This is a genomic window from Ciceribacter sp. L1K22, from assembly GCF_017599385.1.
Taxonomy (GTDB): Bacteria; Pseudomonadota; Alphaproteobacteria; order Rhizobiales; family Rhizobiaceae; genus Allorhizobium.
The window spans coordinates 1,997,541-2,011,277 of record NZ_JAGFPK010000001.1 but is presented as its reverse complement, the minus strand read 5'-3'; the positions used below and the strand labels follow the sequence as shown (position 1 = coordinate 2,011,277).

The 13,737-nt window shown below is 64.4% G+C and carries 12 protein-coding genes; 5 read left to right on the top strand and 7 right to left on the bottom strand.

Annotated features, from left to right (window positions below):
* The first annotated feature begins 101 nt into the window (after window positions 1-101).
* The gene (locus tag J5J09_RS10070; RefSeq protein ID WP_208549770.1) at window positions 102-995 is read left to right on the top strand and encodes an SMP-30/gluconolactonase/LRE family protein; all 894 of its coding nucleotides are present in this window, start codon (window positions 102-104) and stop codon (window positions 993-995) included.
* 25 nt (window positions 996-1,020) lie between these two features.
* Here the strand turns inward: J5J09_RS10070 and recQ are convergent, their stop codons facing one another.
* A complete protein-coding gene (gene recQ / locus J5J09_RS10065; RefSeq protein WP_208549767.1) occupies window positions 1,021-2,883 on the bottom strand; it encodes a DNA helicase RecQ in 1,863 nt (620 codons plus the stop codon).
* A 47-nt stretch (window positions 2,884-2,930) separates the two neighbouring features.
* Window positions 2,931-3,791 (bottom strand): hypothetical protein, encoded by an 861-nt coding sequence (locus tag J5J09_RS10060; protein WP_208549765.1) that lies wholly within the window; start codon window positions 3,789-3,791, stop codon window positions 2,931-2,933.
* A 310-nt stretch (window positions 3,792-4,101) separates the two neighbouring features.
* Between J5J09_RS10060 and J5J09_RS10055 the strand changes: the two genes are divergently transcribed.
* Window positions 4,102-4,734, top strand: a complete 633-nt coding sequence (locus J5J09_RS10055; protein WP_208553510.1) for an outer membrane beta-barrel protein — start codon at window positions 4,102-4,104, stop codon at window positions 4,732-4,734.
* A gap of 77 nt (window positions 4,735-4,811) precedes the next feature.
* On the opposite strand, the gene J5J09_RS10050 is transcribed toward J5J09_RS10055, so the two are convergent.
* Both J5J09_RS10050 and J5J09_RS10045 read right to left on the bottom strand, forming a co-directional pair.
* Complete coding sequence (locus J5J09_RS10050; protein WP_208549763.1) at window positions 4,812-6,134, bottom strand: HlyD family type I secretion periplasmic adaptor subunit; 1,323 nt, start codon at window positions 6,132-6,134, stop codon at window positions 4,812-4,814.
* Window positions 6,135-6,143: 9 nt separating this feature from the next.
* Window positions 6,144-7,913 carry a type I secretion system permease/ATPase gene (locus tag J5J09_RS10045; RefSeq protein ID WP_208549760.1) on the bottom strand — a complete coding sequence of 590 codons (1,770 nt, stop codon included), beginning with the start codon at window positions 7,911-7,913 and terminating at the stop codon, window positions 6,144-6,146.
* A 292-nt stretch (window positions 7,914-8,205) separates the two neighbouring features.
* Here J5J09_RS10045 and sthA point away from each other — a divergent pair, with 292 nt between their 5' ends.
* Together sthA and J5J09_RS10035 are read left to right on the top strand one after the other, a co-directional pair.
* A complete protein-coding gene (sthA, locus tag J5J09_RS10040; protein WP_208549757.1) occupies window positions 8,206-9,609 on the top strand; it encodes a Si-specific NAD(P)(+) transhydrogenase in 1,404 nt (467 codons plus the stop codon).
* Window positions 9,610-9,681: 72 nt separating this feature from the next.
* On the top strand, window positions 9,682-10,326 hold the full coding sequence (locus tag J5J09_RS10035; protein ID WP_208549755.1) for a VOC family protein: 645 nt from the start codon (window positions 9,682-9,684) through the stop codon (window positions 10,324-10,326).
* Window positions 10,327-10,373: 47 nt separating this feature from the next.
* Here J5J09_RS10035 and J5J09_RS10030 read toward each other — a convergent pair whose 3' ends face one another.
* The 3 genes from J5J09_RS10030 to J5J09_RS10020 all read right to left on the bottom strand — a co-directional run bounded on the left by J5J09_RS10030 (window position 10,374) and on the right by J5J09_RS10020 (window position 11,594).
* A complete protein-coding gene (locus J5J09_RS10030; protein ID WP_208549753.1) occupies window positions 10,374-10,904 on the bottom strand; it encodes a dihydrofolate reductase family protein in 531 nt (176 codons plus the stop codon).
* 120 nt (window positions 10,905-11,024) lie between these two features.
* Complete coding sequence (locus tag J5J09_RS10025) at window positions 11,025-11,249, bottom strand: hypothetical protein (RefSeq protein WP_208549750.1); 225 nt, start codon at window positions 11,247-11,249, stop codon at window positions 11,025-11,027.
* Window positions 11,250-11,321: 72 nt separating this feature from the next.
* Window positions 11,322-11,594 carry a nickel-binding protein gene (locus J5J09_RS10020; protein WP_208549748.1) on the bottom strand — a complete coding sequence of 91 codons (273 nt, stop codon included), beginning with the start codon at window positions 11,592-11,594 and terminating at the stop codon, window positions 11,322-11,324.
* Between the two features lie 627 nt (window positions 11,595-12,221).
* Between J5J09_RS10020 and J5J09_RS10015 the strand changes: the two genes are divergently transcribed.
* Window positions 12,222-13,352: a helix-turn-helix transcriptional regulator gene (locus J5J09_RS10015; protein ID WP_208549746.1), complete on the top strand. Its 1,131-nt coding sequence runs from the start codon at window positions 12,222-12,224 to the stop codon at window positions 13,350-13,352.
* Window positions 13,353-13,737: the final 385 nt, after the last annotated feature.

Genomic DNA, 13,737 nt, shown 5'->3' with positions numbered 1-13,737 from the left:
AGCGATCCTGACCGGAACGGGTTCAGGTCTGACGGATACGGGAGCGGTCGCAGCGGCCACCTGATCTAGCCTTGCTTCACCTGAAACGGAGCAAATAGATCATGTCGACCCACATTCGCAGCCTGCTCATCCTCCTCGTCTCAACCCTTGGCGCGACAAGCGTCGATGCCCGTGCTTCCGGGCGCATCATCGAAGGATTCAAGAACCCCGAAAGCATTCTGATCGACAATGGCCGCCGGTTCGTGTCGAACATCGGGCTGTCCCTCGATCCTGTCGCTCATGACGGCGACGGCTTCATCAGCGCACTGGACGCTGACGGCCGGATCGTCAACCTTCATGCCTTTCCGCCGGCGGATGCGAAACTCGATGCGCCCAAAGGCATGGCCGTACTGGACGGACGGCTCTATGTCGCGGACATCGATCGCATTGTCGGCTTCGATCTGTTGACGGGCAAGCAGGTCTTGACGGCAACAGTCCCCGGCAACGAACCGTCGCTTCTCAACGACGTCGCTGCGAGGGACGGGAAGCTCATCGTCAGCGACACATTCCGCGGGACCGTCTATCGCGTCGATCCCGCGTCCGGCGTGTTCACCATCTTCGCGGACGGAATAGCCGGCGCCAACGGTCTCGTCTGGGACGAAAAGAACGCACGTGTTCTTGTCGTTTCGGTCGGCGCGGCCTTCGAGGGCGGTGATCTTTACGAGATCGATGCGACAGGTTCGGTGCGCAAGCTCGACGCCGGTCCACATGGCATTCTGGACGGGATCGTCCTGACGGATACCGGTTCGATCATCGTGTCGGACTGGCGCGGGCTCGGCCCGTCGATTGCCGGAACACTGACCCTTCATGAACCGGACGGCAAATTCATCGGGACCATTCATGAAGACGTCGAAATTTTCGGGCCGGCCGATTTCACGCTCGACACGGAGCGACGCGAGATGTGGATACCGGCGACCGTGATGAATACGGTCATCATCGCTCCGCTCCCCCGCTGACGTCCCGCAGAGCGGATCGCCGTCATCAGCGGCTGTGCGCCCGGATCACCTCGAGGAAGTCCTCGCCGTAGCGTTCGAGCTTGGATTGCCCGACGCCGGAGATTTCCAGCATCTCGTCCTCGTCCATCGGCCGCTCGGTCGCCATGGCGACCAGCGTTGTGTCGGGGAAGATGACATAGGGCGGGACGGAGAGCTCCTTGGCAAGCTCCATGCGTTTTGCCCGCAGCGCCTCGAACAGTTCGCCATCGGCCTGGTCGAGGCTGGCGCGGGCGCTTGCCGCGCGCGGCGAAGACGCCTTCGACGTCTTGCCCTTGGTCGGCCGGTCCTTGCGGAACAGCACCGTCTCTTCCTTGCGGAAGACGGGCCTTGCCTTTTCGCCATCGAGCTTCAGCGCGCCGAAGGCCTCGTGGTCGACCCAGACGAAGCCGCCGGCGAGCAGCTGGCGGTAGACCGACTGCCAGGTTTTGTTGGGAATATCCCTGCCCGCGCCGAACACCGGCAGGTCGACATGGCCGAAGCGCTGCGTGCGTTCGTTCTCCGTGCCGGTCAGCACGTCGATCAGGTGGCCGGCGCCGAAGCGCTCGCCGGTGCGATAGACGGCGGCGAGCGCCTTGATCGCGGCTTCCGTGCCGTCCCAGGTCTCGACGGGCTTCAGGCAGGTATCGCAATTGCCGCATTGGCCCCCATGGCTTTCGCCGAAATGCGCGAGGATCGCCTGGCGGCGGCAGCGCGGCGTCTCGCAGATCGCGAGCAGCGCGTTGAGCTTGGCCCGCTCGACGCGCTTGACCTCTTCGGTCGAGTTGCCGCCGTCGATCATCCGGCCGCGCTGGATCACGTCGGCCATGCCGTAGGCCATCCAGACCTCGGACGGCAGGCCGTCGCGGCCCGCCCTGCCCGTCTCCTGGTAATAGGCCTCCACCGAGCCCGGCAGATCGAGATGGGCGACATAACGCACGTTCGGCTTGTCGATGCCCATGCCAAAGGCGACCGTGGCGACGAGGCAGAGTTCCTCCTCTTTCAGGAACGCGTCCTGATTGGCGTCGCGGACACTGCGATCCATGCCGGCGTGATAGGCCAGCGCCCGGATGCCCTGCCCGTTCAGCCATTCGGCCGTTTCCTCCACCTTGGCGCGGGAGAGGCAATAGACGATGCCGCTCGATCCCTTGTGGCGCGACAGGAAGCGCAGAAGCTGCTGACGTGGCTGGTCACGCTCGACGATCTCGTAGGCGATGTTCGGCCGGTCGAAGGAGGTGGTGAAGACCTTCGCCTGCCCCAGACCCAGCCGCTCGATGATATCGTCGCGGGTATGCGGATCGGCGGTCGCCGTCAGCGCCAGCCGCGGCACGCCCGGATAATCGGCGGCGAGCCGCCCGAGCTCCCGATATTCCGGCCGGAAGTCATGGCCCCATTGCGACACGCAATGCGCCTCGTCGATGGCGAAGAGCGCGATCTTCGCACTGCCGATCACCTCGCGGAACCCCGGTGTGACGATCCGTTCCGGCGTCACATAGAGGAGGTCGAGCGAACCCTCTGCGATCTCGCGACGGATCTCCATGAATTCCTCGCGCGACAGCGTCGAATTGAGCGCCGCGGCACGCACCCCGAGCTGCTTCAGCGCCTCCACCTGGTCGCGCATCAGGGCGATCAGCGGCGAGACGACTATGCCCACCCCCTGACGGCAAAGCGCCGGGATCTGGTAGCAGAGCGACTTACCGGCACCGGTCGGAAACAGCACGACGGCATCGCCGCCCGACACCACCTGCTCGACCACCTCGGCCTGCCTTCCGCGAAAGGCCGGGTAACCATAGACCTGCTTCAGCACCGAAACGGGGTTTTTCACCCCCTCGCGGTCGAACACGGGATCGATACGGTTGTTCAGCTGCGGCATGGAATCGCTTTCGTCGGGTCGGCCGCACTATGGCACAGCTTTCACCCCTATCGCGACCCTTCGGCTTCAGGGTCTTGCTCCGCGCCGTGCGCCACCTCGGCCAGCCAGCCCCAGAAGGTCAGGTGCCAGGTTCGCATGTCGTCGAGAAAAGGCTGTTCGAGCCGAAGCCGCCCCCTGCCCCGGTCCTGGCTGAGATAACCGCGTGCCTCGGCCCCATTCAGGACATTGCGGATATGGGAATGCGAGATGCCGAGGGCGGAGGCAAGCGAACGGGCCTCGAACGGAAACCAGTCCTCGCGCGCGTCCCGCGCCACAGGATCGTAATGCGAACGGGCGAGCGCCAGCGCAATGCGGTCGCCGCAGTCGTAGCGATCGAACCAGGCCCAGGCGTGGTCGCGGGCCATTTCTTCCCGCGTCCGCGCGACCAGCATGCGCGTTCCCGCGACGTAGCGGACACCATAGTCCGCGTTAGACAGCAGCCTGTCGGCAAGACCGGGCGCCGGCAGTCCGACGGCGGCGATCTCGGCGCAGCGCAGATGGTGGGCGAGCCAGGTCTTCAAGCCGTCGAGCAAGAGATGGGTCGGCTCCAGCACCTTCTGCCGGCGATCGCCCTCCACCGGAACGGCGCGGATATAGCCGGCAAGCTTCAGGAGCGCGAAGAACGAGGCGAGCGTCCGGGGGCTGCCGATCTTCTGTTGCAGGACGGCAAGCGTCGGCGGATCACCAATGCCGATCTGGGCCTCGCAATGCATGGCGGCGAGCAGGCCTGCGGCATGCGACTGGATGGAGCGACCGAAGATCTTGTTGACGAGCTTTTCGCCGAGATGCATCGGCAGGATGCTGCCGGCGCAATGGCGGATGGCGGCCTCGTAGGCGGCTTCGTTCGATCCGAACCGTCCGGCCTCCATCGGTCGCCTCCCGCACTCTTCCGGCACGCTCGGAATTGAAAATCGTCAAGAAATAATCGCCGCATGCTGACGGTTCGTGATCGACCTGTCCAGCCCCGACGACGCGCTGCGTCCCGGAAAGCATGCAGTTTTTGGACACGTGTTTCTGCAAATCCACGGCTATCCTGCTGTCGGCAGGTATTGGAAATCCGACGGCAAAGACCCTAACGACGCCGATCCATGCAAAGCTTGGACTCCGTGTCCGCCAGTCGTTTTGTTATGACAAACGTCAATTCTACTGAACTGCAATTTTCTCCCGGGGGTTTCCATGATCAAGTCCATCCTGCTCGCGTCCGTTGTCGGGCTCCTCGCGGCCACCTCGGCCATGTCGGCCGATGCCGTAGACTATGTTCCGCAGGCCCCGGCCGCCGCGCCCACCATGCCGACCTTCGCCTGGGACGGTTTCTATGTCGGCCTTCACGCCGGCTACGGCTGGGCCGACGGCAAGATCTCGGCCGGCGGCGCATCGGAAACTTTCGACTTCGACGGCGCCCGCTTCGGCGGTTTCGCCGGCTATAACTGGACGGTCGCCCCCTCTACTCTCGTCGGTATCGAGGCGGACTTGAGCTACGACGCCAACGAGGAGACCTATAACGGCGACACCGGCAACACCTCGATCACGGGCGGCGTGCGCGGCCGCGTCGGCTATGCCATGGACCGGGCGCTCGTCTACGCCGCCGGCGGCTGGACGGCGACCCGGTTCGACGTCGAGGGCGCGGCTGTTGACGAAACCAAGATGCTGAACGGCTGGACGATCGGCGCCGGCGTCGACTACGCCTTCACCGACCGCGTCTTCGGCCGGCTGGAATACCGCTACAACGATTACCTGGAGACCAAGGTCGACGGCGTTGACGTCGACTTCCGCCAGCACGTCATCAATGCCGGCGTCGGCGTGAAGTTCTAGGACCAACTCGCCACGCAATAAAAAAGGCCCCGCTCGGGGCCTTTTTTTTCATGTCTATCTGCCTGTCTTCGCTTCCCCTATTCCTCCCGGAACGCCCGTGCGAACTGATCGCTGGCCGGCTTCAGGAGGTAGGACAGGATCGTGCGGTCGGTGGTCCTGATGAAGGCCTCGACCGGCATGCCGGGCACCAGCGTCACCGCGCCGAGCTTGGCGACTTCCTCCGGCTCCAGACCGATGCGGGCGACGTAGTAGCCCATGCCGCTGCGCTGGTCGACGGTGAGGTCGGCGGAGACCTGCTCGATCCTGCCCTTGATCTCCGGCGTCGTGGCGTGGTGGAAGGCGCTGAAGCGCAGCGTCGCCTCCTGGCCCGGGCTCAGCTGGTCGATGTCCTGCGGCAAAATCCGCACTTCGGCGATCAGGCTGTCGCTGACAGGCACGACCGTCAGGATCGGCGTTCCCGGTGTCACGACGGCGCCTGGGGCATGCACGCTCAGCTGATGCACGACGCCGTCCTGCGGGGCCATGATGTCCATCTTCTTCAGATCGTCTTCCGCCGCGATGCGCCGTTCGGAAAACTCGGCGATCTCGGCCTGCACCTGGCGGATATCGGCGGCCGCCTCGCTGCGCAGGTCGTCGTCGAGCTGCAGGATCTGCAGATCGGTTTCGACGATCCGGCCCTCGGTCTGGGCGATCGATGAGACAAGCACGCCGGTTTCGCCGACGAGACGGGCCTCTTCGCGCTCCAGAGCGTTCAATCGCGTGACCGACAGGAGCTCCTTGCCGACGAGCTCGCGCACGCCCGACGCTTCCTTGCGGATCAGCTCCATCTCGGTCGCCTTGCCGGCGCTCTGCGCTTTCAGCCCCTCGATCTCGCGGCGCAGCTGCTCGATCCGCTGGCCGAGCTGTTCGCGCTTGCGGGTGAGCGAGGATCGGCGCGCCTCGAACAGGTTGCGTTCGGCGCTAATCAGCAGCGCCACCTCGGGTTCGCGCTCGGCGCGGTCGAGCAAGTCCTGCGGAAAGGCGACCGAAGCGGAACCGGCGATTTCGGCCGACAGCCGCGCCTCGCGGGAACGCATCTCGTCCAGTCGGTTGCTGACGATGCCGAGCATCGCCTTTGTCTGCGTATCGTCGAGACGGATCAGCAGGTCGCCCTGATGCACGCGGTCGCCATTGGCGACCTCGATCTCGGCGACGATGCCGCCCTTCAGGTGCTGGACCGCCTTCGGATAGGTGGCGACAACCAGATGTCCACCGGTGACGACGGCACCGGAGAGATTGACCATGGCGGCGAGCCCGCCCATGACGACGACGAGGAGGAAGAGCGCGCCGTAGGCGAGGCCCATCTGCAGGCGAACGCTCTTGCCGGGCGTGGCGATCGGTCCGTGGGTGATGACAGCCATGTTCGCCTCCTATTCTTTGTCCGTAACCAGCCGCACCGGCCGTTGCGGCGATGTCGGCGGCTGCGGCTGCGGCTGCGGCGGCAGCGGCGCCGTCACCTTCTGCAGCACCTCGTCGCGCGGACCGAAGGCCTGGATACGGCCGGCCGCAACCATCATCACCTTGTCGAGCGGCGCGAGCGCGCTCGGCCGGTGGGCGACGACGATGGCGATGCCGCCGCGCCGGCGCACGCTCAGGATCGCCTCGTTGAGCGCCAGTTCGCCCTCGGCGTCGAGGTTGGAGTTGGGTTCGTCGAGGACGACGAGGAAGGGATCGCCGTAGAGCGCCCGGGCAAGCCCGATGCGCTGGCGCTGTCCGGCCGACAGGATACCGCCCTGCTCGCCGATCGGCGTGTCGAAACCATCGGGCATCTGGACGATCATCTGGTGACAGCCGGCGGCCTGCGCCGCCTTCAGGATGTCTTCGGACTTCGCATCCGGGTCGAAACGGGCGATGTTTTCCGCGATGGTGCCGGCAAACAGCGAGACCTGCTGCGGCAGGAAGCCGATATGGCGTCCGAGTTCGGCCGCGTCCCACTGGTTGAGCGTGGCGCCGTCAAGGCGAACCTCGCCGCGGGCCGGCGTCCACACGCCGGTCAGTGCGCGCAGCAGGGTCGACTTGCCGGACCCGCTCGGTCCGATGATGCCGAGGCCGTCGCCCGCCTGCAGCTGAAAGGTGGCGTCCATGACGATGGCGCGGGCGCCGCCGGGCGCGGCCACGGTCAGGCCGGAAACGGAGAGCGTTTTTGCGGGTGCCGGCAGCTTCACCGTCGGCGGGGCGTCGCGCATGACGTCCATCAGCCGCACCAGGCGGTGCCAGCCCTGGCGGGCGGAGACGAAACCCTTCCACTGGCTGATGGCGAGTTCCACGGGTGCCAGCGAGCGGCTGAGGAGGATCGAGCTGGCGATGATGATGCCGCCGGTCGCCTGCTGGTTCACGACCAGGATGGCGCCGACGGCGAGAATGCCCGACTGGGCGCCGAGGCGGATGATCTTGGTAATCGAGCCGAGGCCGCCGGAGGTGTCGCTGGCGCGGGCCTGCGCTTCGAGGAAGGCCTCGTTGGCGGCAAGCCAGCGCTCGGCCATACGGTTGTGGAAGCCCATGGCCCAGAGGACCTCGAAGTTCTGCTTGGCGGCCTGGGCGAGCTGGCTGCGCTGCGAGGCCTTCTCGTTCGCCTCCTCCACCGGCTTGCGGGAGCGAACGTCCGTGACGAGGGCCAAAAAGACCAGCAGCGTCGCGCTGACGAGCGCGAAGACGCCGATCCAGACATGGAAGAAGAAGCAGATCAGAATGTAGAACGGCATCCACGGCAGGTCGAAGAAGGCCGACGGTCCCATGCCGGACATGAAGGCGCGGACCTGGTCGAGATCGCGCAGCGACTGCATGCCGTCGTTCTGCTGGCCGGTCTTCAGCGGCAGGCGCATGGCGGCGTCGTAAACCGGTGCGCTCAGCCGCCGGTCGGCCGACCAGCCGAAGCGGATCAGCATGACCGAGCGCAGATATTCGAGCAGGCCGTAGAAGACGAACAGCACCGTCACGACGATGACGAGACCGAGCAGCGTCGGCAGGCTGCCGCTCGGGATGACCCGGTCGTAGACCTGCAACATGAAGAAGGAGCCCGTCAGCGCCAGCACGTTCACGACACCGCTGATCCAGGCGATGGTGAAGAGAAGGCCCTTGTAGGCGGATAAGATGCCGGCAAGCGACACCGGCGATTGTTGTTTTGCACGCGGCGACGTCATCGCGTCGTTTCCCTTGGTGACCGGGCACACCCCGGAGAATTGAGAGGACGGGCGCCCCCGCGCGTCCGGTTTGGCGCATCTCTAGCAAAAGTGGCGATCTTTAGAAATAGCGCGCATCACACCCTGATCAGAATTGGACGGTTATACTTGTCGATTCTGTCCGCCGCCGACGCGCACCTTTCAAGCCGCATTTCATGCAACGATAACGAAACGGTTAGATTGCCGCGCTAGTCTTGCTGCAGTGCGGCGATTCTCGCCCCCTCAAGACGACCTTTCGACAGGACAGCTTTACATGAACCAGTACGATTTCGTGGTGATCGGCAGCGGACCGGCCGGACGCCGCGCGGCAATCCAGGCGGCCAAGCTCGGCAAGAAGGTGCTGGTGATCGAGCAGGGCCGGCGCGTCGGCGGCGTCTCCGTCCATACCGGCACGATCCCGTCGAAGACGCTGCGCGAGACCGCGCTCAACCTCACCGGCTGGCGCGAACGCGGTTTCTACGGCCGCGCCTACCGCGTCAAGCAGGACGTTTCCGCCGAAGACCTGCGCCGGCGCCTGCTGATCACCCTCGACCACGAGGTCGACGTCTTGGAACACCAGTTTTCCCGCAACCGCGTCAGCCAGCTGCGCGGCCGGGCGAGCTTCGTCGACCGCGACACGCTGGAGATCGTCAAGGAGGACGGCGAGATCGTCCACGTCGGCGCCAGCGCCGTGCTGCTCGCCGTCGGCACCCGCCCGCACCGTCCGTCCAACATTCCCTTCGACGGCAAGGCGATCATCGACAGCGACGAAATCCTCGAAATCACCGAGCTGCCGCGCTCGATGGTCGTGATCGGCGCCGGCGTGATCGGCATCGAATACGCCACTATCTTCTCCGCGCTGGATACCGCCGTCACCGTCGTCGAGCCGCGCGACACCATGCTCGACTTCATCGACAAGGAGATCGTCGAGGACTTCACCTACCAGCTGCGCGATCGCAACATGAAGCTGATCTTCGGCCAGACGGTCGAGACGGTGGAGAAGGACGAGACCGGCAAGTGCACGGTCACGCTGAAGAACGGCCGCATCCTGCATTCGGAAATGGTGCTGTTCGCCGCCGGCCGCACCGGCGCCACCGATACGCTCAATCTGCCGGCCATCGGGCTGGAGGCCGACAATCGCGGCCGCATCAAGGTCGATCCCGACACCTTCCAGACATCCGTGCCCGGCATCTATGCCGCCGGCGACGTGGTCGGTTTTCCCTCGCTCGCCTCGACCTCGATGGAACAGGGCCGCATCGCCGCCCGCCACGCCGTCGGCGCGCCGGCGCAGGAGCCGCCGCAGTTCTTCCCCTACGGCATCTACGCCGTGCCCGAGATTTCCACCTGCGGACTGACGGAAGAAGAAGTCCAGCAGCGCGGCATCCCCTACGAATGCGGCATCGCGCATTTCCGCGAGACCTCGCGCGGCCACATCATGGGTCTCGACAGCGGCATGCTGAAGATGATCTTCTCGCTGAAAACCCGCCGCCTGCTCGGCGTCCACATCGTCGGCGAAGGCGCCACCGAACTCGTCCACATCGGCCAAGCCGTCCTGAACCTCAAGGGCACGGTCGAGTACTTCGTCGAAAATACCTTCAACTACCCGACGCTCGCCGAAGCCTACAAGATCGCCGGGCTCGACGCCTGGAACCGCATGGGAGAATTGAAGCGGGATTGAAGGGGGCGTCCGCCGGCCTTTCTGTCGCGGGCCAAGTCGGCTACCATCCCCGACGACGTAGCGGGAGCGCGGATGATCGACCACGTGTTTCTCTTTATCGAGCCAGATGGGCCGGAGATTGCCCGTTTGACGGCGATGGGTCTTGTCGAGACCTACCGGCGCAGGCATCCGGGTCAGGGAACCGCCAATGTCTGCTTCTGCTTCGACAACATGTTCCTCGAACTTCTCTGGATCGAGGATGCGGCCGAAGCCAGAAGCAGCCGCATCGCACGCACTGGTCTCTATGAGAGGTCGTTGTGGCGACAGACGGATGCCTGTCCGTTCGGCATTGCCTGGCGGCGCACCCTGCCCGGCCCCGTCATCGATGTAGCGACATGGGCTTTCAGCCCTCCCTACCTTCCGGAGGGCATTTCGATCGCGGTCGCGACCGACAGCGACGATCCGCGACAGCCGATGATGTTTGAATCACCCGGTTCAACGGCACCGGCAGAATGGCCGCCAGAGAAACGGGGGGCGCTGCAGCACGGCGCAGGCTTGACGACCATCCTCGACATCACGCTGACCTTGCCCACCACCACACCGCCGAGCGCAGCCTTGAACACAATCGCCCGGCACGGCAGTCCCAGCCTGACACTCTGTCCGGGCGAGAGCTATGGCATGCGGTTGCAGGTCGCTGCTCCTGGGAGGGCAGAGGACATGATCATCGACTTTTCATAAGAACGCGGTCCTGCAATATCGGCACCACATCCCAAACGCGCCTGCCCTCACCCCGGCACATATCTTAACCGCACCACATCCTCGCCGATCCGGTCATGCCCGATGAGCTTCAGCGGCGGGCGCGGGCCGGCGAAATAGGGGGTGCCGGCGCCGAGCACCACCGGGTGCAGGTAGATGCGGTATTCGTCGATCAGGCCGAGTTCGGTCAGGGTTCTGGCGAGATACGGACCGGCGACCTCGATCTCGCCGTCGACCTCGGCCTTCAGCCGCCGCACCTCACCCTCCAGATCGCTGCCGACGAGAACCGCGTTCGGTCCGACCTCGGTCAGCGTGCGCGACACCACCCATTTCGTCTGGCGGCACCAGGCGGCGGCGAATTCCCGGTGATCGGCGTCCCAGTCCGGCTGCTCATCGTCCCAGTAGCGCATGATGTCATAGATCTTCCGGCCATAGAGACTGCCGGCCTGCTCCTGCGTTTCCTTCACGAAATGACGGAACAGCGTCGCGTCGGGCCGGAACTTCATGTGATCGACATAGCCGTCCAGCGACTGGTTCATTCCGAATACGAGCCTGGCCATGATCCTCTCCGTTCGCGCGACATCTTCGGGCATCCGGTTGCAATCTGCAATCAACAAATGCCAAAACCTGTCAGCATCGCGCTGCCGGAAACCTCCTAGTGGGAGACCGGTCCGGATCGGTCACTCTCGCCTGCGCGGCCGCTCCATGTCCGGCCAGCCGAGATCCTTGCGCAAGTCGAGCGGCAGGCTGTCGAGGGCATCCAGCGCCTGGCGCCTTTCACGCCGTTCGGCCATGTGGGCAACGATCCGGTCGAACAGGGCCTTCGTCCACCCTGGTAGATATCGTCGCGTCTTTGTTTGGGTCGCTATCGCTGGCGGCCGGAGGTCGCAGTCTACCCGTGCCATGGTGTGTCCAATCCGTCGATGGGAGCTGTTCGTGGCAGGAGGCGCGGGGGATGCCTCCTGCCACTTTCCCCGTCAGGCGCCCGTGGAGGGGCCGATTTCTGCGACGATTTCCGTCACCAGATCGGCGGGGAAACCGCCTTCCTTCGCGTGCCGATAGATGGTCTCGGCATCGGGAGCCTCATGCACGCAATAGACCTTGTCGCCGGCCACGTAGGAATTGTGCCAGACATAGGGCACGTCCAATCCGGAAACGACGGCATTGGACTTGACGGAAATGTCGCGAAGTTGAGACGCGCTGAGCGCGCTGGCGTTGGGGATATTGCGTTCGATCAGAAATTTGGGCACTTTGAACTCCATAAGATTTTGGTGTGAGTATCGAGCCGTGAGCGTCACGGCAGTTGTTTTCATTTCAACAAAAGGGCCGTTCGGCCTTCCCTGTGACCCGGACATGAGCGGATAGAGAGCCGGACGTCTGTCACCGTGTGGCGAAGCGCCTCGTCCCGGATCTCGGGGTGAGAGGCTGCGGTCGCCCTTGCCGGTTCGCGGCCGTGCAGTGCTTGATGAAGGCCGTCGCCCGTTTGGCTGGCCCATCCGGCATTCGGATGTCACCGCCGGGTGTCACAGGATTGGACTTGCTGCCCTGTCAGGCCAAAAGCGTGACCTTTTGCCATCGTGCGGCCGCGGTCGTTTGGCGCGCGGCACTGTGAAGAAGCGTCACCGGAGGCTCTGAACTGCGTATTGCCGGCGGTATCTCGGCTGCCGGCCGTTTGCACCTCGAAGTCATGTTTTGGTCTGCCTTCTGTTGTTGTCGTGATCGGCGGCAGGTCTTGGTTGCGGCCGACGTGGGTGTTTTATCGATTTCGCGGGGATCGGCATCCCCCGCGCGGGAGATGGGGCGCGGTCCCGTCCCCTGTAGTGCTTCCGCATTGCGATCAAGAGGCCGTGATATTGGGCCTGAAGGTAGGACGTCCCATGGACAGAGATTTTTCGGAACTGATCGGCAGTATCTACGATTGCGTGGCGCGCGAACATGCCTGGGGTCAGGCGCTGTCGTTGATCAATCGCAAGACCAACGGCTTCCTGACGACGCTCGCGATCTTCGATACCGGTACGCGCGCCGCCAGTCTCGCGCAGGTGGCCTGCGACGATCAGGAGGCGATTCAGGTCCTTGCCGCCCATGCCAAGGACGTCCCCTTCTTCCATCTTCTGCAGCAGATGAACATCGACGAACCCGATACGCTGGCGCGGATGTTCCGTCTCTACGGGCACGATGGCGAAAGCGTGTGGAGAAACGGCGCGCTCTATCAGAATTTCCATGCCCGCTATGGCGTGCTGGATTCGATCGACATGGCCGTGCTGAAACGTCCGACGCGCGTGGGAACGCTCAATATCTCCGTCAAATACCAGCCGACGGATCGACGGCTTTTCGAGCTCGTCGCCATGCTGGGTCCGCATATCCGGCGGGCCGTGACGATCCATGACATGCTGGAGATGGAGCGGACCGAATCGGCGGTTTTGCGCGAAGTCATCGAAGTCCTGCATCATGCCGTCTTCATTGTCGGCGACGACATGGAGATCCTGTTCGCCAATGCTGCCGCCGAGGAGAGACTACGCGACCAGACTGTGGTGCAGCAGCGGTCGGGAAAGCTTGTGGCGCAATTTCCCCATGCGAACCTCGCCTTGAAGAAGGCCGTGATTCTGGGGTCGAGAGACGAAATCGGCCTCGGCGCCGAGGGCATCGATCTGCCCCTCGGTTCAAGCGACCGCCCGGCCGTCGCGCATGTGCTGCCCTTGCGCAGACGCACCAAGGCCGGCCGCTTCGAAAGCCGTGCGTCGGCTGCGATCTTCGTTGCCTCCGCGGGTGCCGTGGTGCAGACGGCCATCGAGGCCGTGGCCGCGCTGTTCGGCCTGACACCCGCTGAACGTCGGGTCGTCGCCTACGTCTCGGAGGGGCTGACGCGCTCGGAGATATCCGAGGCGCAGGGAGTCTCCGACGGAACGGTGAAATCGCAGCTCGGCGCGATCTACGACAAGACCAATACCAGCGACCAGCGCGCGCTCCAGCAACTGGTCAAGGAACTGACACCACCGGTCCGGCGCTAGGTCGCGTCGACGATCCAAGGTCGGCGGAGGAGCAATCTCAAGTCAACGCCGGGCGACATCGATTTGCCGGCCTCGCGGTACGCCGCCGCCCACCTCCCCACCTGCGGGGAAGTGCGGAAGGACACAGTTCCGTGGGTTCCAGCCTCACCGAGCCTACCCTTGCGAAACCTGAGGTTTGGCCCTGAGCGACGTTGGTTGGCCTGGCTTTGGATCCTCGGGTTGAACCCGAGGATGACCCGAGGATCCATTCACGGCCTGCCGTGCTCTCCGATCACGGATCGCAGTAAAAACCACGCCAATCCGGCTTCTTGCGGTCAGCCAACTGGGACTCCCAAAGCCCGCACCAACGCCGCACAAAATTATCTCCCAACAAAATCATACCCTT